This is a genomic window from Streptomyces regalis, from assembly GCF_001509475.1.
Lineage (GTDB): Bacteria > Actinomycetota > Actinomycetes > Streptomycetales > Streptomycetaceae > Streptomyces > Streptomyces regalis.
Window position 1 is genome coordinate 1 of sequence record NZ_LLZG01000392.1, and the last position, 23,160, is coordinate 23,160.

A 23,160-nucleotide genomic window follows, 5' to 3' on the forward strand; every position below is an offset into this window, starting at 1 on the left:
GCACCGGCCTTCCTCCCCATCCACGGGTCCGAGGTCGTCCGTCTCCCCCCGTGTGGCCGCGTCCCCCTCCTCCCCCTCCGTACCTGCGACCGGCCCCGAGGCCTCCTCCAGTTCCTCGGCCGGGCCCCGGCTTTCCTCCGCCGCTGAGGCTCCATCCGGGGGACCCTCCGCCTCCTCCGATCCCTCGGCCCCGTCCGGGGAGCCCGGGAAGGCCGAGGGGACCGGGAAGTCCGGGGAGACCCGGGATCCGCGGGATACGCGGGAGACACGGGCGTCGTCCACCTCTCCCGCCCACGCGCCCACCGCTTCCCGTCCCGCCCCCTCCGACAAGCCGTCCCGGGCCGGGAGCAGGGCGGGTGAAGGACGAGAGCGGCCGGGGCGGAAGAAGGGGCCGCTGGAGGACGAGGAAGCCGCGGAGGAGGAAGCCGGGGAGGAGGAGTCGGACGGCGGCGTCGGTGACGAGGACGGCCCGGGCTCGGCGTTGCCGGAGGACGAAGGCGACGGCGACGGCGACGGCGAGGACGACGGCGAGGACGACGGTGGGGGCGTGGCCGAGAGCCCGGACGGCGCCGGTGACTCCGGCCGGGACGCCTCCACGGTGCCCTCCGCCCCGTCCGCCCGTCCCGTAGGGCAGCCTGGCCGGCATGCCGAGGGCCCCGCCGAGCCCGTACTGCAGGTCCTGCCCCTCGGCAGCGGGCTGGTCCTGATCGGGCTCGGTCTGGGCCTCGCCTTCGTCGGTCTCCGGTTGCGGCGCGGCTAGGGGTGCCCTCGACGCGCCGGACGACAGTCCTACGGCGCGACGAGGAGCACCTTGCCGACGTGCCCGCTGTCCTCCACCACACGGTGGGCCTCGGCCGCGTCGTTCATCGGGATCTCGCGGTCGACGATCGGGCGTACATGGCCGGCGTCCAGCAGCGGCCAGACGTGCTCGCGTACGGCCGCGACGATCGCCGCCTTCTCGTCGAGCGGGCGGCGCCGCAGCGAGGTCGCGCTGATGGCGCCGCTCTTGCCCAGCAGCGCGCCGATGTTGAGCTCGCCCTTGACGCCGCCCTGCATGCCGATGATGGCGAGCCGGCCGTTGACGGCGAGGGCCTGGACGTTGCGGTCGAGGTACTTGGCGCCCATGTTGTCGAGGATGACGTCGGCGCCGGCCCCGTCGGTGGCCTTCTTGACCTCGGCGACGAAGTCCTGTTCCCGGTAGTTGACCAGGATGTCGGCGCCCAGCTCGGCGCACCGGTCGAGCTTCTCCTTGCTGCCCGCCGTGACGGCGACCTTGGCGCCGACGGCCTTGGCGAGCTGGATGGCCATGGTGCCGATGCCACTGGAGCCGCCGTGCACGAGCAGGGTCTCGCCGGGGCGCAGGTGGGACACCATGAAGACGTTGGACCAGACCGTGCACACCACCTCGGGCAGGGCTGCGGCCTGCGTCAGGCTCACGCCCTTGGGCACGGGCAGCAGCTGGCCGGCCGGCACGGCGACCTTCTCGGCGTAGCCGCCGCCCGCGAGCAGCGCGCACACCTCGTCGCCGACGGCCCAGCCGGAAACGCCGGGACCGAGCGCGGCGATCCTGCCGGAGCACTCCAGGCCGGGGTAGGGGGAGGCGCCGGGCGGCGGGTTGTAGAAGCCCTGGCGTTGCAGGATGTCGGCGCGGTTGACGGCCCCGGCCACCACCTCGACCAGCACCTCGCCCTCACCGGGCACGGGATCGGGGACCTCGTCCCACACCAGCGCCTCGGGCCCACCAGGTTCGGGAATCGTGATCGCATGCATGGCACGGACGCTACTCCCCGGGGCCTGGGTCCCCGGTCCCGAGTCCCTCGGTCCTTGGGCGGGTCCGGGCAAAATCCGTGTGCGGCACCGATGAGTATGCGCGACCGTAAAAGTCTCTCCATGCGTAGCCCACGAATGCGGAAGGCCACTCGGAAGGACCCCGAAGCATGAGCACGCAGACGACATCCGGTCTCGCGATCGAGACCGCGGGCCTGGTGAAGACGTTCGGTGAGACACGGGCCGTCGACGGCGTGAACCTCGCGGTTCCGGCCGGCACGGTCTACGGCGTCCTCGGCCCGAACGGCGCCGGCAAGACGACCACGGTGAAGATGCTCGCCACCCTCCTACGACCCGACGGCGGCGAGGCCCACATCTTCGGCCACGACGTCGTGCGTGAGGCCGACGAGGTGCGCAGCCGGGTGAGCCTCACCGGCCAGTACGCCTCCGTGGACGAGGACCTCACCGGCACCGAGAACCTGGTCCTGCTGGCCCGGCTCCTCGGCCACGGCAAACACGCCGCGCGGGAGCGTGCCGCGCAGCTCCTGGAGGCCTTCGGGCTGACGGACGCGGCCGGGAAGCAGGTCAAGAACTACTCCGGCGGCATGCGGCGCCGTATCGACATCGCCGCGTCCATCCTCAACACCCCCGAGCTGCTCTTCCTCGACGAGCCGACGACCGGCCTCGACCCGCGCAGCCGCAACCAGGTGTGGGACATCGTGCGCGCGGTCGTCGCCCAGGGCACCACCGTGCTTCTGACCACTCAGTACCTGGACGAGGCCGACCAGTTGGCGTCCCGGATCGCCGTCATCGACCGCGGCAAGGTGATCGCCGAGGGAACGAAGGGCGAGCTGAAGGCGTCCGTGGGCGCCGGTTCCGTGCATCTGCGGCTGCGCGAGGCTGCGCAGCGGCCGGAGGCCGAGCGCGTGCTGCGGACGACCCTGGACGCGGACGTGCAGCTGGAGCCCGATCCCGTGGCCCTCACCGCGCGCGTCGGCTCCGGTGCGGCCAACGGGCGGGGCGCGGCGGAACAGGCCGCCCGCGCGCTCGCCGAGCTGGCCCGCACCGGCATCACCGTCGACAACTTCTCGCTGGGCCAGCCCAGCCTGGACGAGGTGTTCCTCGCACTCACCGGACACGACACCCACGACGCCCGCGACACCCGCGACAACGACGACAAGGACGACAAGGACGACAAGGACGAGGTGGCGGCATGAGTACCGCGACGCAGACCGAGAGCAAGGAACTCGCCCCCGTCAGCGCCGAGTCGCTCGCCGCGCTGCTCGTCTCCGGGGAGCGGCCGCCGCGGCCCAGCGCCTGGTCGGCCTCGATGACCTTCGGCTGGCGGGCGATCCTCAAGATCAAGCACGTACCGGAGCAGCTCTTCGACGTCACCGCCTTCCCGATCATGATGGTGCTGATGTACACGTACCTGTTCGGGGGCGCCCTGGCCGGGTCCCCGAAGGAGTACATCCAGTTCCTGCTGCCGGGCATCCTGGTGATGTCGGTCGTGATGATCACGATGTACACGGGTGTCTCGGTGAACACCGACATCGAGAAGGGCGTCTTCGACCGGTTCCGGTCGCTGCCCATCTGGCGGCCGTCGACCATGGTGGGCTATCTGCTGGGCGACGCCCTGCGCTACACCATCGCGTCCGTCGTGATGCTCACCGTCGGCATCATCCTGGGCTACCGCCCGGACGGCGGGGTCGGCGGCGTGCTCGCCGGGATCGCACTGCTGGTGGTCTTTTCCTTCGCGTTCTCGTGGATCTGGACGATGTTCGGGCTGATGCTGCGCTCCGAGAAGTCGGTGATGGGCGTCAGCATGATGGTGATCTTCCCGCTCACCTTCCTGTCCAACGTCTTCGTCGACCCGAGGACCATGCCGGGCTGGCTCCAGGCCTTCGTCAACAACAGCCCGATCACCCATCTGTCCTCAGCGGTCCGCGGGTTGATGGCGGGCGACTGGCCGGCGGACGAGGTCGCCTGGTCACTGGGCTGGGCGGGCCTGTTCGTGCTGGTCTTCGGGCCGATCACGATGCGGCTGTACAACCGCAAGTAGCGGGGCGGGACGTCAACCCTGGGGCAGACGCCGGGCATCAGGTGCGACCTGAGTGCCCGGCGTCGCGCGCACGATGGTGATGAGCCGGTCCGTCAACTGCAGACTCCCGACCTCGGGATCGTCGTATCCGAGCACCCGGTGCCCGCGTATGACGCTCAACACCAGGTCGTCCGTCTGCCGCGGGCCCTTGCCCACCTCGGCCTTTATGACCGGCCGTTCGACGATGTCGAGCCCGCTGCCCTGCTGGATCAGATCCTCCAGGACCATCCCGGCGGCGGGGCTGAGCACGGAGAGGCCGAGCAGTCGGCCGGCGGCGCTGGCGCTGGTGATCACCGCATCGGCGCCGGACTGCTTCAGCAGCGGCGCGTTCTCCTCCTCGCGCACCGCGGCCACGATCTTCGCGCCGCGGTTGAGCTGCCGGGCCGTCAGCGTCACCAGGACGGCGGTGTCGTCGCGCTGGGTCGCGATGATGATCTTCCGTGCCTTGTGCACCTCGGCCCGCTTCAGGACCTCGCTGCGCGTGGCGTCCCCCGTGACCCCGGCGTACCCGTCCGCGACCGCCGCGTCGATCACCTTGGAGCTGGGGTCGACCACGACGACCTGATCCTTCCCCAGGCCCGTCGCGCAGACGGTCTGGATCGCCGAACGTCCCTTCGTCCCGAACCCGATGACGACGGTGTGGTCGCGCAAGGTGGACCTCCAGCGGGTCAGACGCCATTCCTCCCGGGTCCGTTCGGTGAGGACCTCGAGCGTGGTGCCGACCAGGATGATCAGGAACAGCACTCGCATGGGCGTGATGACGAAGATATTGGTGAACCGGGCGGCGTCACTGACGGGGGTGATGTCGCCGTATCCGGTGGTGGAGAGGCTGACGGTCGCGTAGTAGAAGGCGTCCAGAAGGTCGACGGAACCGTCGGAGTTGTCGTCGTAACCGTCGTGGTCGGCGTAGACGATCAAGGCCGTCGCCACGAGCAGCGTCAGGGCCAGCGTGACCCGCTTGGCGACCTGCCGGAACGGATGCTCCACGATCTTCTTCGGGAGCTTCACCCGATAGGTCGCGCTCCGCTCGTCCGCCCGCCGGGCTATCGCGTCCTGGCCCGGAAGTTTCACGTGAAACACACCTCGATGCCGGCACTCGCCCAGGGCAGGTCGAGCAGTTCGGTCTCCTGCCCCGCGCGGACACCGCCCGGTGGTACGACGGCGATGGCGTCGGCCGCCGCCATGCCCCGCAGCATGGCCGGCCCGTGGTAGTGCAGCGGCACAGCATGGTCGCCGCGCAGCACGACAGGGATGAGCCGGGTGTCGTACGGATGCCCGTGCGCCGCTTCCTTCAGGGGCAGCGTGTACCGCTCCGGGGTCGGGCGGACGGCGAGCGTACGCAGCACGGGTTCGGCGAGGGTGAGCAGGCCGGAGACGGCGGCGAGGGGGTTGCCGGGCAGGCCGACGAGGTGCTGGTTCTCCTTGGTGCGGGCCAGCAGCATGGGGTGGCCGGGCCGCACTTTGACACCGTCCACGAGGAGTTCGGCGCCGATGCGCTGCAGCGTGGGGTGGACATGGTCGACGGGGCCAGCCGCGGTGCCGCCGGTGGTGACGATGAGGTCGGCGTCGGAGCGGGTGAGGGCCTTGTGCAGGGCCTTGGCGTCGTCGCCGAGCCTGCGCACCGAGGTGACCTCGGCACCGAGTGCGCGCAGCCAGGGCGGCAGCATCGGGCCGAGCGCGTCACGGATCAGGCCGTCGCGCGGGAGCCCTTCGGTGAGCAACTCGTCGCCGAGGACGAGGACTTCGACGCGGGGGCGGGTTACGGCGGTGACGGTGTCGTATCCGGCGGCGGATGCCAGGCCGAGTACGGCCGGGGTCACGAGGGTGCCGACGGCGAGCAGTTGATCGCCGTTACGGCACTCCTGGCCGCGTGGGCGGATGTCCTGGCCGGGCTCGATCTCCCGGCTGGTGTGCAGGCGGTCCTTGGCGTCCGTACGGCCGTGCTCGCTGCGCAGGACGGCGGTGGTGTCCGGCGGGATCCGGGCGCCGGTCGCGATGCGGACGGCCTCTCCGTCGGTGAGCGGTTCGGGCTCGGCGTGCCCGGCCAGGACCCCTTCGTCCCGTACGTCCCAGGGGCCGGGGCCCGCGACGGCCCAGCCGTCCATCGCCGAGGTGTCGAAGGAGGGCAGGTCGGTGAGGGCGGTGAGAGGGGCGGCCAGGGTGAGGCCGAGAGCGGCGTCGAGGGGGACCGAGACGGGAGCGCGGCCGGCGGACCGGGCGGCGGCACGCGCGACGCGGGCGGCGGTGTCGCGTGCCTCGCGCCAGGGGGTGGCCTTGTGGTGGCGGTCCGGGGTGGGGGAGCCAGGGGCGTGCGGGGCGGATACGGGCATGTGGTCGCCGGGGGTGTGGGGGCCGTTGTGTTCCTTCACGAGGGCGAGCACCTCCTCGACGTCGAAATCCTCGGCGTCCTCGTCCGCCTTGATACCGCGGGCGGTCATCCGGCGTCCGGGCGGGTGTCGGGCGTAGCGTCGGACTTGGCGTCGGGGGCCGCGTCGGACTTGGCGGCGGCCTCCTCCTCCGCCCAGCGCAGGGCGAGGGCGGCGGCCCTGCGGGATGCCTCGGCGACCGCTTCAGGGCCTCCCTCGCCTCCCCCTGCCTGCGCTGCCGCGTACCCGACCAGGAAGGTGGTCAGCGGGGCCGCGGGCCGCGCCACGCCGTGGGCGGCGTCGCGGGCGAGATCGAGCAGGAGCTTGGTGTCGACGTCGAGCTCGATGCCGAGCTCGTCCTTGACTGCGGAAATCCATTCATCCAACACGTGCCCATGCTCCCTGATGCGTGCCCTGGCGGTGGCGATGTCGTCCCAGGTGTCGCAGTCGAACGACGCGACGGGGTCGGGGACGCGGGTGAGGCCGAGCGCGCCGGTCAGCCGGCGCAGGGGGAGGCCGGTGAGGCCGTCGTGCCCCTGGCCGAGCGCCTCCAGTTCGCGGCGCAGCGCGGCCGCGCGGTACGCGGCGACGAGCGGCTGGTCGCGGCCGTCGGCGTCGGTGAGCAGCGCGCCGTCGGCGCCGCTGGTGCGCAGGGCGGCCAGCAGCCGCCGGACCGTGCCGTCGTCGAGGAACGGCAGGTCGGCCGAGAGGACGACGACCCGCTCCGCGGTGGTGTGGCGCAGCCCGGCGTCGAGTGCGGCCAGCGGGCCGCCGCCCGGCGGGTCCTCGCGCGCCCAGGTGACCGGCCGCGCGGTCGGACGGGGGTCGGCGACGACGACGGTGGACCGCGCGTCGGCGCAGGCGGCGAGCACCCGGTCGAGCAGCGGGCGGCCACCGACGCGCACCCCTGGTTTGTCCGCGCCGCCGAGCCGCCGCGCGGCACCGCCGGCGAGCACGACGGCGTCGTACGCGACGTCGTGCCCGGACTCCTGCTGGGCGTCGGCGGCGCCTTGCGCACCCGGCGGTTCGTACGCGGTCACCCCCCGAGTATGCGTGCCTCCACGATCACAGGGAACGCAGGGGAAGCAGCCGGCCCCGGGGGGTGTGTCACAGCGTGCGCAGCAGCACCGCCGGCTGTTCCACGCAGTCCGCCACATATCGCAGGAAGCCGCCGGCCGTGCCGCCGTCGCAGACCCGGTGGTCGAAGGTGAGCGCGAGCTCCACGACCTGCCGCACCGCCAGCTCGCCCTCGTGCACCCACGGCTTGGGGATGATGCGGCCGACGCCGAGCATCGCGGCCTCGGGGTGGTTGATGATCGGCGTGGAGCCGTCGACACCGAACACGCCGTAGTTGTTCAACGTGAAGGTGCCGCCGGTGAGTTCCGCGGGCGTGAGGGTGCCTGTGCGGGCCGCCTCGGTCAGCCGGGCGAACTCCGCGGTCAGCGACTCCGCGTCGCGCGCGTGCGCGTCCCGTACGACCGGGACGACCAGGCCCCGCTCGGTCTGCGCGGCGAATCCGAGGTGCACATGGTCGAGCTGGACGATCTCCCTGGCCTCCATGTCGACCGTGGAGTTGAGCTCGGGGAACCGGGCGAGGGCGGCGGTGCAGATGCGGGCCAGCAGGGCGAGGAGGGAGATCTTCGGCCCACCGGCGGCGTTCATCGCGGTCCGCGCCCGCATGAGCTCGGTCGCGTCGGCGTCCACCCAGCAGGTCGCGTCCGGGATCTCCCGCCGGCTGCGGGAGAGCTTGTCGGCGACGGCACCGCGGATGCCCTTGAGGGGGGTGCGGATACCGCCGAGGGGGGCGGAGGAGCGGATGGGGGCCTGCGCGGGCGGGACGGCGGCGGAGGCGGCCGGAGCCGTCGGCGTCACGCGCGGGTGCGGCTCGGCCGACGGCTGGGCCGTCCGCCCGTGCACCTCGGCGGCCCGCAGCGCGTACTCGACGTCGGCCCGCAGGATCAGCCCGTCCGGTCCGGAGCCGTGCAGCTCCCTCAGGTCCAGGCCGTGCTCGCGGGCGAGGCGGCGCACGAGCGGGGAGATCACGGGCACAGGGCCCTCACGGGTCTCCTGGTCGGCCGGTGCCACGTCACGGGCGTGGCCGACGGGGCCGTGCCCCGCAGCTGTGCCGACGGGCCGCGCGACGCCCGGGGCGGGGGCGTGCTCGGCGGCCGGCGTGCCCGCGCGCGCGGCGGCACCGTTCGCCGCCCCGCCCGACGGCTGCCCCGCCGGTGCCACCGGTGCCGTCGGCGCGGTCGGCCGTACGCGCCTGCGGCGCGCCGGTGCCTCGGAGGTGCCGTACCCCACCAGCACGTTCCCGGAGCCCTCGGGCTCGGCGCCGGAGGCGGGCGCCCCCACCGCCACCGTCAGCAGCGGCGCCCCGACGGGCAGCTCCGTGCCCTCCTCACCGAAGCGGGCGGTGACCACACCGGCGTAGGGGCAGGGGATGTCGACCATCGCCTTGGCCGTCTCGACCTCGACGACCGGCTGGTCGACGGCGACGAGGTCGCCGACCTCGACAAGCCAACGAACAATCTCCGCTTCGGTGAGCCCCTCCCCGAGGTCGGGGAGCTTGAACTCCAGGCTGTGCATGTCAGAAGCGTGTGCCATCAGCTCTCGGCCTCCCACTGCAGACGCCCCACGGCGTCCAGGATCCGGTCCACGCCGGGCAGGTGGTGACGCTCCAGCATCGGCGGCGGGTAGGGGATGTCGAACCCGGCCACACGCAGCACCGGCGCCTCCAGGTGATGGAAGCAGCGCTCCGTGATCCGGGCCGCGATCTCCCCTCCCGGGCCGCCGAACCCGCCCGACTCGTGCACGACGACCGCTCGCCCGGTCCGCCGTACCGAGGCGGAGACCGTCTCGTCGTCGAACGGCACCAGCGAGCGCAGGTCGACGACTTCCAGGTCCCACCCCTCCTCCCGCGCCGCCTCGGCGGCTTCGAGGCAGACGGGCACGGACGGTCCGTACGTAATGAGCGTGGCGCTCCGGCCCGAGCGCCGCACCACCGCGCGGCCAATCGGTTCAACGTCCGTCGGATGCTCCGGGTTCCAGGAGTCCTTCGACCAGTACAGGCGCTTGGGCTCCAGGAAGACGACCGGGTCGTCGGAGGCGATGGAGGCGCGCAGCAGGCCGTAGGCGTCGGCGACGGTCGCGGGCGTGACGACATGGAGCCCCGGAGTCGCCATGTAGTACGCCTCGGAGGAGTCGCTGTGGTGCTCGACGCCGCCGATGCCGCCGCCGTAGGGGACGCGGACGGTGATCGGGAGCGGCATCTTGCCGCGCGTGCGGTTGCGCATGCGGGCGACGTGCGAGATGAGCTGCTCGAAGGCCGGGTAGGCGAAGGCGTCGAACTGCATCTCCACGACCGGGCGCAGCCCGTACATGGCCATGCCCACCGCCGTGCCCAGGATCCCCGCCTCGGCCAGCGGCGTGTCCGTGCAGCGGTCCTCGCCGAACTCCTTGGCGAGGCCGTCGGTGACCCGGAAGACACCGCCGAGGGTGCCGACGTCCTCGCCCATGACATGCACGGTGGGGTCGTCGGCCATGGCGTCGCGCATCGCGCGCGTGAGGGCCTGCGCCATGGTGGCCGGCTTGACGGCGACGGTGGTCATCGGTGCGACCCTTCCGACTCGGCGTCGAGCTCGGCGCGCAACTGGGCCCGCTGTTCGCGCAGTTGCGGGGTGGGCTCGGCATACACGTGGGCGAACAGGTCCATGGGGTCGAGCACCGGGTCCTGGTTCATGCGCTCGCGCAGATCGGCGGCCATCGCCTCGGCGGCGTCCCGCGCGGCCTGCTTGCCGGCCTCGTCGAGCAGGCCGCGCTCGGTCAGTTCGTGCTCCAGGAGGGCGATCGGGTCGTGTCCGCGCCAGGTCTCCACCTCGGAGTCGCCGCGGTAGCGGGTCGCGTCGTCGGCGTTGGTGTGGGCGTCGATGCGGTAGGTGATCGCCTCGATCAGTGTCGGTCCGCCACCGGCGCGCGCGTGCCGTACGGCGTCGCTGAGCACCTCGTGCACGGCGGCCGCGTCGTTGCCGTCGACCAGGCGGCCGGGCATGCCGTAGCCGACGGCCTTGTGGGCCAGCGACGGGGCGGCGGTCTGCTTGGCGAGCGGGACGGAGATCGCGAAGCCGTTGTTCTGGACCAGGAAGACGACCGGCGCCTGCCATACGGCGGCGAAGTTCAGCGCCTCGTGGAAGTCGCCCTCGCTGGTGCCGCCGTCGCCGACCATGGCGAGCGCGACCACGTCGTCGCCCTTGAGGCGGGCGGCGTGCGCGAGGCCGACGGCGTGCGGGAGCTGGGTGGCGAGCGGCGTGCACAGGGGGGCCACGCGGTGCTCGTGCGGGTCATAGCCGGTGTGCCAGTCGCCGCGCAGCAGGGTCAGCGCCTGGACGGGGTCCAGGCCGCGGGCCACGGCGGCGAGGGTGTCGCGGTAGCTGGGGAACAGCCAGTCGCGGTCCTCCAACGCCAGCGCGGCGGCGACCTCGCAGGCCTCCTGGCCGGTGGTGGAGGGGTACACGGCGAGGCGACCCTGCTTCGTGAGCGCGGTCGCCTGCGCGTTGTACCGACGGCCCCGCACCAGCTCGGCGTAGAGCCGGCGCAGCAGGCCCGGGTCGGCCTTCGCGGCGGCCTCGGTGCCGAGGACGCGATACGGCTCCGCGTCGGGCAGCAGCGGCGCGGGGTCCATGCGGGGCTGCCAGGCGGGCGGCGGCGATGGCCGATACGCGCCTCGCTGCTCCATGACCGTCATGACGGCACCTCCTCGTGGGAGCGGCTACGGGGAGGCGCAGCTCTTGTGATGCGCCTCACCTACCGATTGTTCGGTCGTCGGCACATTTTGGCTACAGGCCCCCTCAGGCTGTGGACAAACGGTTCTCCACAGCCTCCAATGAACGCAGTACGTCCACGGCAGGAAGGTGGGGGGACATGTCGCCTGAACAAATGGCCGAGAGCCCGGACAGCGGCACCCCCCTGCCGCCCCCGCGTCCGCTCGACGCCATCGATCAGGACATCCTCCAGATGCTCCAGGCGGACGGCCGCGCGTCGATACGGTCGGTCGCCGAGCGGGTCCATGTCTCGCGCGCCAACGCCTACGCACGCATCAACCGCCTCATCGAGGACGGCGTCATCCGCGGTTTCGGCGCCCGCGTCAACCACGAACGCGCAGGCCAGGGCACCTCGGCGTACATCACCCTGAAGATCGTCCAGAACTCCTGGCGCACGGTGCGCGAGCAGCTCAGACAGCTGCCGGGCGCCTCTCACATCGCCCTCGTCGGGGGCGATTTCGATGTGCTGCTCCTGGTCCACACCTCCGACAACAGGGCGCTGCGCGAGCTGGTCCTCACCCGGCTCCAGGCGATCCCCGAGGTCCTCAGCTCGCGCACGCTGCTGGTGTTCGAGGAGGAGGACCTGGAGCCGCAGGGCTGAGCGTGCGCCCCGGTCGTCAGCCCGAGGCCATCGCCATGGCCGACACCACCACGAGCAGGACGAACGCCCAGCAGACCGCACCCCCGAGGACACGGAAGGTGTTCCCGCCCCACAAGGAGTACTCCCACACGAGGAGCGGCAACCCCAGCAGCGTGGCCACGGCGGGCGCCCGCCACCACGTCGGGTCGTCGGCAGTGGACCGGACGTCGTTCTGGATCATGCGTCACAGCCCACCAGCCGAGGGCGCACCGAGGCGTCGGGCGACGTACTCATCCGGCCACGCGCGCGTACTCAGGCCGGCGTCGCGGCAGGCGGCGTTCAGTCCGCCTGCCGCAGCCCTCCGAAGACCAGCCGCACCACCGCGTCCGCGACTTCGCGCTCGTTCATGCCGCGGCCGTCCGGGCGGTACCACTCCACGATCGAGTTGATCATTCCGAAGACGAGCCGCGTCGCCAGCCGTACCTCCACGTCGGCCCGCACCTCCCCGTCGGCGGCGGCCGCCTTCAGCAGATCGGCGACCCGGTGGTCGAAGTCGCGGCGCCGCATCAGGGCCCACCGCTCGGTCTCCGTGTTGCCGCGCACGCGCAGCAGCAGCGTCACATAGGGCAGCTCGGTTATGAGCACCTCGACCATGCGCCGTACGACGTACTCCAGGCGGTCGGCGGCGTGCCCCACGCGCGCGTGCTCCTCGTCGAGGATCCCGAAGAGCCCGTCGAGCGCCCGGCTGACGGCGCGGCGCAGCAGCTCCTCCTTGCCCGTGACGTGGTGGTAGATCGACGACTTGGAGATGCCGGCCGCCTTGGAGAGGTGCTCCATGGAGGTGCCGTCGTAGCCGCGCTCGTTGAAGATCCGCACGGCGACGGAGAGCAGCGTCTCCGGCGTGTACGTGTCGCGCTTGGCGGTGGTCATGAGGTGTTGCCCTCCCGCTTGTCGGAGGCGTACGCGTGGCGGTACAGCGCGAGGGACGGCGCATAGCGCCCCGACGGGTCGCGCAGGTGCAGGTCGTCGAGGAGGGCGTACGCCCAGTTGCGGCCGAGCCTGCGGCTCCACTCGAAGGGCCCGAGCGGGTAGTTGACGCCGAGGCGCATCGCGGTGTCGATGTCCTCCTCGGTGGCCACGCCCTTGGCGACGGCGTCGTGCGCCAGGTCGACGATGCGGGCGACCGTGCGGGCGACGATCATGCCGGGGACGTCGCCGATGACGCTGACGTCCTTGCCGAGCGCCTGGAAGAGGCCGGTGGCCTCGGCAAGGGTCTGCGGCGAGGTGTCCTGGGAGGCGGACAGGGCGATCCGGGTGGCCCGGCGGTAGTCGAGGGCGAGGTCGAAGTAGACGACGTCCCGGAACTCCACCGAGGTCTGGCCGTCGGCGAGCGCCAGCTGGCCGCCGCTGGGCAGCACCAGACGGGTGCCGTGGTCCTCGTCCTCCTCGCGCACCGGGATGCCCGCCTCACGGATCAGGGCGAGGAGCTCGGAGGCCGGGCCCAGGTCGCCCTCCGCGACGACGTAGGCGGGCGGCTGCTGCCGTTCGGCGGTGTGCGGCTCAGCACGCTCGGCGTCCTCTGCGTAGTCGTACCAGCCGTGCCCGCTCTTGCGGCCGAGCCGGCCGGACTCGACCAGGCGCCGCTGGGCGAGCGAGGGCGTGAAGCGCACGTCCTGGAAGAAGGACTGCCACACGGAGTGCGTGACGGACTCGTTGACGTCCTGCCCGATGAGGTCGGTGAGCTCGAACGCCCCCATCTTGAAGCCGCCGCACTCGCGCAGGACGGCGTCGATGGTGGCCGGGTCGGCTCCTTGCGCCTCGTAGACCGCGAAGGCCTCGGCGTAGAAGGGCCGGGCGATGCGGTTGACGATGAAGCCAGGAGTGTCGGCGCAGGCGACCGGCGTCTTGCCCCAGGCGCGTGCCGTCTCGTACGCGCGCGTGGCGTACGTGACGTCGGTGGCGAACCCGGAGACGACCTCGACGAGCGGCAGCAGCGGCGCGGGGTTGAAGAAGTGCAGGCCGACGAAGCGGACCGGGTTGGCGAGGGCGCCGCCGATCGCGGTGACGGACAGGGACGAGGTGTTGGTGGCGAGCAGGCAGTCCTCGCCGACGACGCCCTCCAGCTCCCGGAACAGCTCCTGTTTGACGTCGAGGCGCTCCAGGACGGCCTCGACGACCAGGGCGCAGTCCGCGAGGTCGCCAAGCGACTCGGCGGGCAGCAGCCGGGCGCGGGCCGCGTCGCGGTCGGCGCCGGTGAGGCGGTCCTTCTCGACGAGCCGGTCGAGGCGGGCGCCGATCGCGTCGGCCGCGGCCTGGGCGCGCCCGGGAGCGGCGTCGTACAGCCGTACGGGATGGCCCGCCACCAACGCGACCTGGGCGATGCCCTGGCCCATGGTGCCGGTGCCGACAACGGCCACGGGGCTGCTGAGGTCGAGTGCTGTCATGTGCGCGATCCTCCCGCACGGGGTTTTCCACAGATGCGGCGGACCCCCTTGAACCGACCGATCGTTCGGTTACTCTAACTCTGACTGCCTGTTCCTGCCCATGTTTCTGCCCAGGTCATGAGCTCAACGGAGAGCTCTGGAAACGAGGAGTTGGTCCCGCATGGCCGCCGAACTGACCGCCCACGAGCTGATCGCCAAGCACCGGCCCACCCTCGACCAGGCGCTGGAGGCGATCCGCACGCGCGCGTACTGGTCCCCGCACCCGGAGCACCCCAAGGCCTACGGCGAGAACGGCAGCCTGGACGCGGCGGCGGGCAAGGCCGCCTTCGACGCCCTCCTCGGCAACCGCCTCGATCTCGGCCAGGCCGGCACGGACGACTGGGTGGGCGGCGAGGTCTCCCCGTACGGCATCGAGCTGGGCGTCGAGTACCCGCACGCGAACATCGACGAGCTGCTGCCGGCCATGCGGTCCGGCATGCGCGCGTGGCGGGACGCGGGCGCGGAGATGCGCGCGGTGGTCTGTGTGGAGATCCTCAAGCGGATCAGCGACCGCACGCACGAGTTCGCGCACGCGGTCATGCACACCTCCGGCCAGGCCTTCATGATGGCCTTCCAGGCGGGCGGCCCGCACGCGCAGGACCGTGGCCTGGAGGCGGTGGCGTACGCGTACGTCGAGCAGGTCCGCACGCCCGACGCGGCGGAGTGGACCAAGCCGCAGGGCAAGCGCGACCCGCTGGCGCTGAACAAGCAGTTCACGCCGGTTCCGCGCGGGATCGCGATGGTCATCGGCTGCAACACCTTCCCGACCTGGAACGGCTACCCGGGCCTGTTCGCCTCCCTCGCCACCGGCAACGCGGTCCTCGTCAAGCCCCACCCACGCGCGGTACTGCCGCTCGCACTCACCGTGCAGGTCGCCCGGCAGGTGCTCGCCGAGGCCGGCTTCGACCCGAACCTGGTCGCGCTGGCCGCCGAGCGCCCCGGCGAGGGCATCGCGAAGACGCTGGCCACCCGCCCGGAGATCCGGGTCATCGACTACACGGGATCGACCGTGTTCGGTGACTGGCTGGAGGCCAACGCCCGCCAGGCGCAGGTCTACACGGAGAAGGCCGGCGTCAACACGGTGATCGTCGACTCGACGGACAACTACAAGGGGATGCTGTCCAACCTGGCCTTCTCCCTCTCCCTGTACAGCGGCCAGATGTGCACCACCCCGCAGAACCTGCTCATCCCCCGCGACGGCATCCGCACCGAGGAGGGCCCCCGGACCTTCGACGAGGTCGTCGCCGACCTCGCCCGCTCCGTCGACGGCCTCCTCGGCGACGACGCCCGCGCGAACGCCCTGCTCGGCGCGATCGTCAATCCGGACGTCAAGGCCCGCCTGGAGGCCGCGGCAGGGCTGGGCGAAGTCGCCCTCGCCTCCCGGGAGATCGCCAACCCGGAGTTCCCGGACGCGGTCGTGCGCACGCCGGTGATCGTCAAGCTGGACGGGGCCAAACCGGACGACGAGGCCGCCTACATGAGCGAGTGCTTCGGGCCGGTCTCGTTCGCGGTCGCGGTCGATTCGGCTGCGGACGCGGTGGAGTTGCTGCGGCGGACGGTCCGTGAGAAGGGCGCGATGACGGTCGGCGCGTACACCACCGACGAGGAGGTCGAGCAGGCCGTACAGGAGGCTTGCCTCGAGGAGGCGGCCCAGCTGTCGCTGAACCTGACGGGTGGGGTGTACGTCAATCAGACGGCCGCGTTCTCCGACTTCCATGGGTCGGGCGGCAACCCTGCGGCCAACTCGGCGCTCACCGACGGGGCGTTCGTCGCGAACCGGTTCCGAGTTGTTGAGGTGCGTCGGGAGGCCTGAGAGCTCGGGGGTACGGGTCATTGCGCGGCTGCGGGCCGATTGTGGCTGGTCGCGCAGTTCCCCGCGCCCCTAAAGGGCGTTGTCCGACCCCGCGCTCCAGTGGTACAGCGTCATCGCCACGCTGGTCGCCAGGTTGTAGCTGGAAACCTGCGGGCGCATCGGCAGCGACAGCAAATGGTCGGCACACGCGCGTAGTTCGGGCGACAATCCACTCCGCTCGGACCCGAAGGCGAGGACCGCGTCGTCCGGGAGCTTGATGCCCCGGATGTCGTCGCCCTCCGGGTCCAGGGCGAAGACCGGCCCGGGTGGCAGCTCGTCCACGCCCAGTCGTTCCACGGCCGTCGCGAAGTGCAGGCCCGCTCCGCCGCGTACGACCGTGGGGTGCCAGGGGTCCAAGGTGCCGGTGGTCACCACGCCGGTCGCTCCAAAGCCCGCGGCCAGGCGGATCACGGCCCCGGCATTGCCCAGGTTGCGCGGGTTGTCCAGGACCACGATCGGGGCGGTGCGCGGGGTGTGCGCCAGCTGCTCGAGGTTGGCCGTGCGGGACGGACGTACCGCCAAGGCGGCCACCGCCGTGGGGTGCGGGCGGGGCACGAGCGAGGTGTACGTCGACTCCGGGACCTGCGTCAGAAGCGCGTCCAGGGCGTCCCGTACGTCTGGGGCCAGCTCCTCGGCGAGAGCGAGGGCGGCTTCCCGGTCGACGGCGACCGCCACGGGGACCTCGGCTCCGAAGCGCACGGCGTGCTTGAGGGCGTGGAAGCCGTCAAGCAGGACGGAGGTGCCGGCGAGCCGGTTCCAGGAGGTCACGGTCATGCCGTGAAGCCTACGTGCGCGTGCTCGGGGTTCTCCGGGGTGCGCGGCTCGGGGAGTGCCCTACGGTCGTCACCGCGCCGGACCGGACCCGACAGTCGCTCGCGCGCGCGTGCAGCCCACTCGCCCAGACGGCGCAGGAACGGCGTCGGCAGGAAGACCGCGTCCGCCGCGATCATCGCCAGCGAGAAGAACGGCAGGCCGAGGACGACCGCGATCACGGCGTGCTCGGTGATCATCGCGGCGAGGAGGACGCTCTTGACCCGCCGGTTGAACAGCGTGAACGGGAAGGCGACCTGCACGACGACCGTGCCGTAGGTGATGAGCATCACCATGGTGCCGCTGGACGACAGCACGTCGGCGAGGGCCGGCCAGGGCGAGAAGTAGTCAAGGTGCAGCGGGTAGTAGACGGCGGTGCCGTCCTGCCAGCGGGACCCCTGGATCTTGTACCAGCCGGCGGTCGCGTAGATCAGGCACGCCTCGGTCGTGATCACCAGCAGGGCACCGTTGTGCACGATATTGCCGACGACGTCCAGCAGGATGCGGGGCTGGGCGGTCCGGGCGCGGCGGCCCACGATCCACCACACGGCCTGCCCCAGCCAGACGCCCCACAGGATCACCGGAACGGTCAGGTCGCCGTCGAGACGGCCCGCCGCGGTCACCGCGACCAGCGCGAAGCCGAGCACGCTCCACAGGGCCGGGCCGACCCGGTCGGGCCCGATCCGCTCGCCACGCGCGTGTGCCTCGCGCGTGAGCCGTGCCCGGCGCTCGTCCAGCGACCAGACCTGGCCGCAGCGCGTGAACACGAGGTAGAGGCACATCAGGTGCAGGACGTTGTCGCCGCCGTCGCCCATGAAGATGGAGCGGTTCTGCAGCGAGAGCACACCGACCATGAACAGCACGGACATCGTGCGGGTGCGCCAGCCGAGCAGCAGCAGCACGCCGGCCAGGACGGCAAGGGCGTACACGGACTCGAACCAGAACTGGCTGCTCGACCACATCAGCGCGGTGAACGAGCCGTTCGTCCCGATCAGCTGCTGGGCGAGGTCGAAGTCCCAGGGGCCGTCGGGGCCGTACAGCTCCTGGCGGTGAGGGAACTCACGCAGCAGGAACAGCAGCCAGGTCGCGGTGAAGCCGATGCGGATCACGGCTGTCTGGTACGGGCCGAGGGCGGACTCGGTGACGCGGGCGATGCCCGAGGAGATCGCGAGGGTGAAGCGGTTCACCGGGAGCCTCCCTCGGCCGCGTCCGCGGCATCGGTCCCGTCCTGCGGTACCCACCACCACGGCAGCATGCGGTAGGCCGGCTTGTCCGAGACCTGCTCGTCGCTCCACGTCGGCGGGCGCACATTGGTGGTGCGGGAGCGGACCTGGACGCGTTCGACGACGCCGCCCTCGCCGGCCGCGTTGGCGCGGTCGAGGCGCAGCTGCACTATGTGCCGCAGATACGTCTCGGACAGGGCGCCGCGCAGACCCACGGGACGGTTCCCGGCGTCGTGCGTGGCGACGAAGAAGTCCCAGGCCCGGCGCAGCTCGTTCTGCTGGGTGTGGCTGGGCAGCAGATTGCCGTCGATGGCCCGGCCGTCCTGGGCGGACAGGTCGTACCAGCCGGTGGTACGGGTGCCGCCGTCGGCCGTGCCGACCTTGGCGCGGACCTGCACCGCGATGTTCTGCTGCAACGGGTTGGGCGCGAACAGCTTCCAGTTCTGCTCGAACTCCGGGTATATCCAGTCGTCGATCGCCTTGCCGTGCTGCTTGGTGACCGTGTTCGGCGGCGCGACGTGCAGGAAGACCATGCCGACGTGGACACAGACGGCGATGGCCACGACGGCGAGGGCGAGGGCGGCCCCGATCTGGTAGCGCAGGGAGAGCGCGGCCACGCCGGTGCGGGGTTCGGGGGACGGCGAGGCGGGCGGGATGGGCGCGGCGGGCGAGGGCACGACGACGGGCAGGGCGCCCTGCGGCTCCTCCTGCGGCCCGGGCGGGGCGGCCGAGCCTGCGTCGTACGCGTCTGCCATTCCGTTTCGTTCCCCGATTCCGGTTCCGGTCCGTCTTCCCTCAGCGCTCGCACGGGAACGGTACTCAGGCCCACCCGCCGGGCACAGCCCCTGTCGGGCCGCCGTCGTCCACACCTTACGGGGGTCCTACGAGACCTTACGGGGGTCCGCCGAGGACCATTCCCTTCTTCTAGAACCTGTTCTATCTTGACGCTCCGTCAGATCGCCGTGCGTGTGGAAGGGCAGGGACCGTGGACTTCACCTTCACCGAGGAGCAGCAGGCGGCGGCCGAGGCGGCGCGCGGAGTGTTCGCCGGGGTCGCGCCGGACGCGGTGCCCTCCCCCGCGCTCACGCCGGGCGCCGTCGCCGACGACTTCGACCGCCCGCTGTGGGGCCGGCTCGCGGACGCGGACCTGCTGAGCCTGCTGCTCGCCGAGGAGTACGGCGGGGCGGGCCTCGACGCCATCGCGCTGTGCCTGGTGCTGCGCGAGTCGGCGAAGGTACTGGCCCGGATGCCGCTGCTGGAGAGCAGCGCGGCGACGGCTGCGGTCCAGGCGTACGGCGGTCCGGAGCTGAAGGCCGAGCTGCTCGCCCGTGCGGGGCGCGGCGAGATGGTGCTGACGGTCGCCGCGCACGGCCGCACCGGCCATGACCCGGCCGAGCTCGCGGTGACCGCCCGGCAGGACGGTGCGGGCTGGGTCCTGGACGGGGTGCAGACCGCGGTGCCTTGGGCGTACGACGCCGATCTCGTGGTCGTCCCGGCCCGTACGGCCGCCGATCGGACCGTCCTCGCGCTGGTGCCGCGCGGTGCGGAGGGGGCCTCGCTCGCCGAGCAGTTCTCGACCAGCGGGGAGCGGCTGGGGGAGCTGCGGCTGGAGTCGGTGCGGCTCGCGGCGCGGGACGTCGTCGACGCCGAGGGGGCCTGGGAGTGGCTGCGGGAGCTGCTGGCCACCGGGACGTGTGCGCTGGCGCTCGGGCTGGGTGAGCGGGTGCTGGGGATGACGTCCGAGTACGCGAGCAAGCGGGAGCAGTTCGGTCATCCGATCGCCACGTTCCAGGCGGTCGCCGTGCAGTCCGCCGACCGCTACATCGACCTGCGCGCGATGGAGGCCGCGCTGTGGCAGGCCGCGTGGCGGATCGCCTCGGGGGCGTCGGGGGCGCTGCCCGCCTCCGCAGACGTGGCCGTGGCCAAGATCTGGGCGTCGGAGGGCGTACGGCGGGTCGTGCAGACGGCCCAGCATCTGCACGGCGGCTTCGGCGCGGACGTCGACTATCCGCTGCACCGGTACCACGCCTGGGCCAAGTACCTGGAGCTGGCGCTCGGCCCGGCAGCGGCGCACGAGGAGGCGCTGGGGGACCTGCTGGCGGCGCATCCGCTGGGTTGACCGGCGGATCCCGGCCGGCCTACAGGACGAAGCCGGGCCGGCCCTCGTCGTTCACCACGGGACGTCCTACCGCCGCCCAGACCTGCATGCCGCCGTCGACGTTCACGGCGTCGATGCCCTGCTGGACGAGGTACATCGCGACCTGCGCCGAGCGGCCGCCGGAGCGGCAGATCACATGGACGCGGGCGTCCTGCGGGGCGGCCTCGGTCAGCTCGCCGTAGCGGGCGACGAACTCGCTGATCGGGATGTGCAGGGCGCCTTCGGCGTGACCCGCCTGCCATTCGTCGTCCTCGCGGACGTCCAGGAGGAAGTCGTCGTCCTTGAGGTCGGTGACCTCGACCGTGGGCACGGCAGATCCGAAGTTCATGACTCCGACGCTACCTGACGGGGACGGGAGCGTTGACGGCTCCTCAGCCCCGCGCCCCTTTGGGGGCGATCTCTGTGCCCCTAGCCGAGCAGTGCCGCCAGCTGGGCCTCCCGCTCCGCCACCTGGGCCAGGAGCTGTTCGGCGATCTCCTCCAGGAGGCGGTCGGGGTCGTCCGGGGCGATGCGGAGCATCGCGCCGATCGCGCTCTCCTCCAGGTCCTTCGCGACGAGGGCGAGCATCTCCTTGCGCCGGGCGAGCCATTCGAGGCGGGCGTAGAGCTCCTCCGCGGGGGTCGGGCCCTGCTCCTTGGGTACGGGCCCCGCGGCCCACTCCTCGGCCAGCTCCCGCAGCAGCGCCTCGTCGCCGCGGGCGTAGGCGGCGTTGACGCGGGTGATGAACTCCTCGCGCCGGGACCGCTCGGCCTGTTCCTGAGCCAGGTCCGGGTGGGCCTTGCGGGCCAGCTCGCGGTAGAGCTTGCGGGCCTCGTCACTGGGGCGCACGCGCTGCGGCGGCTGCACCGGCTGGTCCGTGAGCATCGCCGCGGCCTCCGGGAACAGGCCCTCACCGTCCATCCAGCCGTGGAACAGCTCCTCGACGCCGGGCATCGGCAGCACCCGGGCGCGTGCCTCGTCGGCCTTGCGGATGTCCTCGGGGTCGCCGGTGCGGGCGGCCGTGGCCTCGGCGATCCGGGCGTCCAGCTCGTCGAGGCGGGCGTACATGGGGCCCAGCTTCTGGTGGTGCAGGCGGGAGAAGTTGTCCACCTCGACGCGGAAGGTCTCCACCGCGATCTCGTACTCGATCAACGCCTGCTCGGCGGCCCGCACGGCCCGCTCCAGCCGCTCCTCGGGTCGCCCCGCACCGTCCTCGGCCGTCACCTGCGCCTCACCACCCTGCTCAGCTCCACCGACGGGCACCTCGGCACCGCCCCGCGTCCCCGCAGCAGCGGGCTCGGCCTGGGACTGCTCAGCTTCCGGGGTCGTCACCCGACCAGCGTAGGCCACGCCGTGACTGCGTCGGCCGAGCCGAGCCCCCGACACCGCCGCCCTGAGGGCACCGGCGTTGTTGCGGGCCCTGCTGGGGCTGCCGCCCCAGACCCCGCTTCGGCCCTGAACGGGCCTCGTCCTCAAACGCGCGCCGCGTACCCCCCACCGCACCCGCACAGGCCACCGCAGGGACCCCGCCCACGCATCCGCACTGCGTCACACCCCCGTCACACCCCGACCTCCGCCGCAATCCGCCCCGCCCCCACCGCCGCCACCAGTGCCGCGTGGTCCGCTTCCGTGCGGTCGGCGTAGGTGACGGCGAACGTGGCGATCGCCTCGTCCAGTTCCTCGTTCTTGCCGCAGTAGCCGGAGATCAGGCGGGGGTCGGCGCTGTGGGAGTGGGCGCGGGCCAGGAGGGCGCCGGTCATGCGGGCGTAGTCGTCTATCTGGTCGGCGGCCAGCGCGGCCGGGTCGACGCTGCCCTTGCGGTTGCGGAACTGGCGTACCTGGAAGGGGAGTCCGTCGACCGTCGTCCAGCCCAGCAGGATGTCGCTGACCACCTGCATCCGCTTCTGCCCGAGGACCACGCGCCGTCCCTCGTGCCCCGCCTCCGGCGCCTCGAAGCCGGCCGTCACCAGGTGCGGGACCAGGGCCGAGGGGCGGGCCTCCTTCACCTGGAGGACCAGGGGCTCGCCACGGTGGTCCAGGAGGAGAACGACGTACGAGCGCGTGCCCACGCTGCCCGTGCCCACCACGCGGAACGCCACGTCGTGCACCGAGTGGCGGGACACGAGGGGGTGGCGGTCCTCGGAGAGCGTGGTGACCCAGCTCTCCAGCGACGATGCCACCGCTGCCGCCGCCGCGTCCGGGACCCGGCGCAGTACCGGCGGGGCGTCGACGAAGCGCCGGCCGCCGTCCTCGGTCGGCTCCGTCGACTTCGCCGCGAAGCGCCCGCTGGTGTTGGCCCGCGCCTTCTCCGCGACCCGCTCCAGCGTGCCGAGCAGGTCATGGGCGTCGGTGTGGGAGACGAGCTCCTCGTCCGCGATCGCGTTCCACGCGTCCAGCACCGGGAGCTTGGCCAGCAGCCGCATGGTGCGCCGGTAGGCACCGACCGTGTCGTGCGCCGCCTTGCGGCACGCGTCCTCGTCGGCGCCCGCCTCCCGGCCCGCGAGCACGAGCGAGGCGGCGAGCCGCTTGAGGTCCCACTCCCAGGGGCCGTACAGCGTCTCGTCGAAGTCGTTCAGATCGATGACCAGGCCGCCGCGCGCGTCGCCGTACAGACCGAAGTTCGCCGCGTGCGCGTCGCCGCAGATCTGGGCGCGCACCCGGGTCATGGGGGTGCGGGCGAGGTCGTACGCCATGAGACCCGCCGAGCCGCGCAGAAACGCGAAGGGCGTCGCCGCCATCCGGCCGACCCTGATCGGGGTGAGGTCGGGAAGCCGGCCGAGGTTGGACTCCTCGACGGCCGCCACGGCGTCGGGACGGGCGGCGTCGAGGTCGAAGAGCGCGTGCTCACCACGCGGCACCCGCCTGCGCAGCGCCTTGCCCTCCTCCTTCGGTGACCCACCGCCGGGCCACTGCGCGAAGCCGCGCACCCGGGGCAGCCGACGCGCCACGGATTCCGACGCCGCCGCAGCCGGAGCCGCCTCCGCCGTAGCCTCGCCACCGACCTCGGTCATCCCGACCGCC

At 72.3% G+C, this 23,160-nt stretch carries 22 protein-coding genes; 6 read left to right on the top strand and 16 right to left on the bottom strand.

Annotated elements, in window-relative coordinates:
- A partial coding sequence (locus ADL12_RS54585; protein WP_208614722.1) for a hypothetical protein occupies positions 1 to 760 on the top strand: 760 nt, incomplete at its 5' end.
- Between the two features lie 29 nt (positions 761 to 789).
- Here the strand turns inward: ADL12_RS54585 and ADL12_RS41145 are convergent.
- Entirely contained in the window at positions 790 to 1,770 is a 981-nt protein-coding gene (locus ADL12_RS41145; protein ID WP_062713064.1) for an NAD(P)H-quinone oxidoreductase, read from the bottom strand.
- Between the two features lie 167 nt (positions 1,771 to 1,937).
- On the opposite strand from ADL12_RS41145, the gene ADL12_RS41150 reads away from it, so the two are divergent.
- A complete protein-coding gene (locus ADL12_RS41150) occupies positions 1,938 to 2,984 on the top strand; it encodes an ATP-binding cassette domain-containing protein (protein WP_062713065.1) in 1,047 nt (348 codons plus the stop codon).
- Positions 2,981 to 3,829: an ABC transporter permease gene (locus ADL12_RS41155; protein WP_062713066.1), complete on the top strand. Its 849-nt coding sequence runs from the start codon at positions 2,981 to 2,983 to the stop codon at positions 3,827 to 3,829. Before ADL12_RS41150 ends, ADL12_RS41155 begins: the two co-directional genes overlap by 4 nt.
- Positions 3,830 to 3,841: 12 nt before the next feature.
- Here ADL12_RS41155 and ADL12_RS41160 read toward each other — a convergent pair whose 3' ends face one another.
- From ADL12_RS41160 to pdhA, 6 genes are all read right to left on the bottom strand, one after another.
- Positions 3,842 to 4,939 (bottom strand): potassium channel family protein, encoded by a 1,098-nt coding sequence (locus ADL12_RS41160; RefSeq protein WP_062713068.1) that lies wholly within the window; start codon positions 4,937 to 4,939, stop codon positions 3,842 to 3,844.
- Positions 4,936 to 6,306 (bottom strand): molybdopterin molybdotransferase MoeA, encoded by a 1,371-nt coding sequence (locus ADL12_RS41165; RefSeq protein WP_062713070.1) that lies wholly within the window; start codon positions 6,304 to 6,306, stop codon positions 4,936 to 4,938. Before ADL12_RS41165 ends, ADL12_RS41160 begins: the two co-directional genes overlap by 4 nt.
- A complete protein-coding gene (locus ADL12_RS41170; RefSeq protein ID WP_062713079.1) occupies positions 6,303 to 7,274 on the bottom strand; it encodes an NTP transferase domain-containing protein in 972 nt (323 codons plus the stop codon). Before ADL12_RS41170 ends, ADL12_RS41165 begins: the two co-directional genes overlap by 4 nt.
- Before the next feature lie 67 nt (positions 7,275 to 7,341).
- A complete protein-coding gene (locus ADL12_RS41175) occupies positions 7,342 to 8,841 on the bottom strand; it encodes a dihydrolipoamide acetyltransferase family protein (protein ID WP_079052551.1) in 1,500 nt (499 codons plus the stop codon).
- Positions 8,841 to 9,845: an alpha-ketoacid dehydrogenase subunit beta gene (locus tag ADL12_RS41180; protein ID WP_062713083.1), complete on the bottom strand. Its 1,005-nt coding sequence runs from the start codon at positions 9,843 to 9,845 to the stop codon at positions 8,841 to 8,843. Before ADL12_RS41180 ends, ADL12_RS41175 begins: the two co-directional genes overlap by 1 nt.
- On the bottom strand, positions 9,842 to 10,978 hold the full coding sequence (gene pdhA, locus ADL12_RS41185) for a pyruvate dehydrogenase (acetyl-transferring) E1 component subunit alpha (RefSeq protein WP_062713085.1): 1,137 nt from the start codon (positions 10,976 to 10,978) through the stop codon (positions 9,842 to 9,844). Before pdhA ends, ADL12_RS41180 begins: the two co-directional genes overlap by 4 nt.
- A gap of 191 nt (positions 10,979 to 11,169) precedes the next feature.
- On the opposite strand from pdhA, the gene ADL12_RS41190 reads away from it, so the two are divergent.
- Positions 11,170 to 11,655 (top strand): Lrp/AsnC family transcriptional regulator, encoded by a 486-nt coding sequence (locus ADL12_RS41190; protein WP_062713087.1) that lies wholly within the window; start codon positions 11,170 to 11,172, stop codon positions 11,653 to 11,655.
- 16 nt (positions 11,656 to 11,671) lie between these two features.
- Here ADL12_RS41190 and ADL12_RS41195 read toward each other — a convergent pair whose 3' ends face one another.
- From ADL12_RS41195 to ADL12_RS41205, 3 genes are all read right to left on the bottom strand, one after another.
- Positions 11,672 to 11,875, bottom strand: a complete 204-nt coding sequence (locus ADL12_RS41195; protein WP_062713089.1) for a hypothetical protein — start codon at positions 11,873 to 11,875, stop codon at positions 11,672 to 11,674.
- 98 nt (positions 11,876 to 11,973) lie between these two features.
- Positions 11,974 to 12,564 carry a TetR/AcrR family transcriptional regulator gene (locus ADL12_RS41200; RefSeq protein WP_062713091.1) on the bottom strand — a complete coding sequence of 197 codons (591 nt, stop codon included), beginning with the start codon at positions 12,562 to 12,564 and terminating at the stop codon, positions 11,974 to 11,976.
- Entirely contained in the window at positions 12,561 to 14,078 is a 1,518-nt protein-coding gene (locus ADL12_RS41205) for a 3-hydroxyacyl-CoA dehydrogenase (protein ID WP_062713093.1), read from the bottom strand. The genes ADL12_RS41200 and ADL12_RS41205 overlap by 4 nt, the downstream gene beginning before the upstream one ends.
- Before the next feature lie 160 nt (positions 14,079 to 14,238).
- Between ADL12_RS41205 and paaN the strand changes: the two genes are divergently transcribed.
- The gene (gene paaN, locus ADL12_RS41210) at positions 14,239 to 15,930 is read left to right on the top strand and encodes a phenylacetic acid degradation protein PaaN (protein WP_062713095.1); all 1,692 of its coding nucleotides are present in this window, start codon (positions 14,239 to 14,241) and stop codon (positions 15,928 to 15,930) included.
- A gap of 69 nt (positions 15,931 to 15,999) precedes the next feature.
- Here paaN and ADL12_RS41215 read toward each other — a convergent pair whose 3' ends face one another.
- From ADL12_RS41215 to ADL12_RS41225, 3 genes are read right to left on the bottom strand one after another with little or no spacing between them, the layout of a single operon-like run.
- A complete protein-coding gene (locus ADL12_RS41215) occupies positions 16,000 to 16,743 on the bottom strand; it encodes a TrmH family RNA methyltransferase (RefSeq protein ID WP_062713097.1) in 744 nt (247 codons plus the stop codon).
- Positions 16,740 to 17,966: an HTTM domain-containing protein gene (locus ADL12_RS41220; RefSeq protein WP_062713099.1), complete on the bottom strand. Its 1,227-nt coding sequence runs from the start codon at positions 17,964 to 17,966 to the stop codon at positions 16,740 to 16,742. Before ADL12_RS41220 ends, ADL12_RS41215 begins: the two co-directional genes overlap by 4 nt.
- On the bottom strand, positions 17,963 to 18,757 hold the full coding sequence (locus ADL12_RS41225) for a DUF5819 family protein (protein ID WP_062713100.1): 795 nt from the start codon (positions 18,755 to 18,757) through the stop codon (positions 17,963 to 17,965). The genes ADL12_RS41220 and ADL12_RS41225 overlap by 4 nt, the downstream gene beginning before the upstream one ends.
- Before the next feature lie 230 nt (positions 18,758 to 18,987).
- On the opposite strand from ADL12_RS41225, the gene ADL12_RS41230 reads away from it, so the two are divergent.
- Positions 18,988 to 20,121, top strand: coding sequence for an acyl-CoA dehydrogenase family protein (locus ADL12_RS41230; protein ID WP_062713103.1), 1,134 nt, complete (start codon positions 18,988 to 18,990; stop codon positions 20,119 to 20,121).
- Between the two features lie 19 nt (positions 20,122 to 20,140).
- On the opposite strand, the gene ADL12_RS41235 is transcribed toward ADL12_RS41230, so the two are convergent.
- The 3 genes from ADL12_RS41235 to ADL12_RS41245 all read right to left on the bottom strand — a co-directional run bounded on the left by ADL12_RS41235 (position 20,141) and on the right by ADL12_RS41245 (position 23,150).
- On the bottom strand, positions 20,141 to 20,470 hold the full coding sequence (locus ADL12_RS41235; protein WP_062713141.1) for a rhodanese-like domain-containing protein: 330 nt from the start codon (positions 20,468 to 20,470) through the stop codon (positions 20,141 to 20,143).
- Between the two features lie 98 nt (positions 20,471 to 20,568).
- Positions 20,569 to 21,471, bottom strand: a complete 903-nt coding sequence (locus ADL12_RS41240; protein ID WP_062713104.1) for a J domain-containing protein — start codon at positions 21,469 to 21,471, stop codon at positions 20,569 to 20,571.
- 227 nt (positions 21,472 to 21,698) lie between these two features.
- Complete coding sequence (locus ADL12_RS41245; RefSeq protein WP_062713106.1) at positions 21,699 to 23,150, bottom strand: DUF2252 domain-containing protein; 1,452 nt, start codon at positions 23,148 to 23,150, stop codon at positions 21,699 to 21,701.
- Positions 23,151 to 23,160 lie beyond the last annotated feature (10 nt).

Bases quoted from the DNA above. Each gene is read 5' to 3' on its own strand.
- ADL12_RS41165 (WP_062713070.1), bottom strand. From the start codon at position 6,306: ATGACCGCCCGCGGTATCAAGGCGGACGAGGACGCCGAGGATTTCGAC.
- ADL12_RS41180 (WP_062713083.1), bottom strand. From the start codon at position 9,845: ATGACCACCGTCGCCGTCAAGCCGGCCACCATGGCGCAGGCCCTCACG.
- ADL12_RS41225 (WP_062713100.1), bottom strand. From the start codon at position 18,757: ATGGCAGACGCGTACGACGCAGGCTCGGCCGCCCCGCCCGGGCCGCAG.
- ADL12_RS41190 (WP_062713087.1), top strand. From the start codon at position 11,170: ATGGCCGAGAGCCCGGACAGCGGCACCCCCCTGCCGCCCCCGCGTCCG.
- ADL12_RS41195 (WP_062713089.1), bottom strand. From the start codon at position 11,875: ATGATCCAGAACGACGTCCGGTCCACTGCCGACGACCCGACGTGGTGG.
- ADL12_RS41245 (WP_062713106.1), bottom strand. From the start codon at position 23,150: ATGACCGAGGTCGGTGGCGAGGCTACGGCGGAGGCGGCTCCGGCTGCG.
- paaN (WP_062713095.1), top strand. From the start codon at position 14,239: ATGGCCGCCGAACTGACCGCCCACGAGCTGATCGCCAAGCACCGGCCC.
- ADL12_RS41175 (WP_079052551.1), bottom strand. From the start codon at position 8,841: ATGGCACACGCTTCTGACATGCACAGCCTGGAGTTCAAGCTCCCCGAC.
- ADL12_RS41215 (WP_062713097.1), bottom strand. From the start codon at position 16,743: ATGACCGTGACCTCCTGGAACCGGCTCGCCGGCACCTCCGTCCTGCTT.
- ADL12_RS41205 (WP_062713093.1), bottom strand. From the start codon at position 14,078: ATGACAGCACTCGACCTCAGCAGCCCCGTGGCCGTTGTCGGCACCGGC.
- ADL12_RS41145 (WP_062713064.1), bottom strand. From the start codon at position 1,770: ATGCATGCGATCACGATTCCCGAACCTGGTGGGCCCGAGGCGCTGGTG.
- ADL12_RS41150 (WP_062713065.1), top strand. From the start codon at position 1,938: ATGAGCACGCAGACGACATCCGGTCTCGCGATCGAGACCGCGGGCCTG.
- pdhA (WP_062713085.1), bottom strand. From the start codon at position 10,978: ATGACGGTCATGGAGCAGCGAGGCGCGTATCGGCCATCGCCGCCGCCC.
- ADL12_RS41200 (WP_062713091.1), bottom strand. From the start codon at position 12,564: ATGACCACCGCCAAGCGCGACACGTACACGCCGGAGACGCTGCTCTCC.
- ADL12_RS41155 (WP_062713066.1), top strand. From the start codon at position 2,981: ATGAGTACCGCGACGCAGACCGAGAGCAAGGAACTCGCCCCCGTCAGC.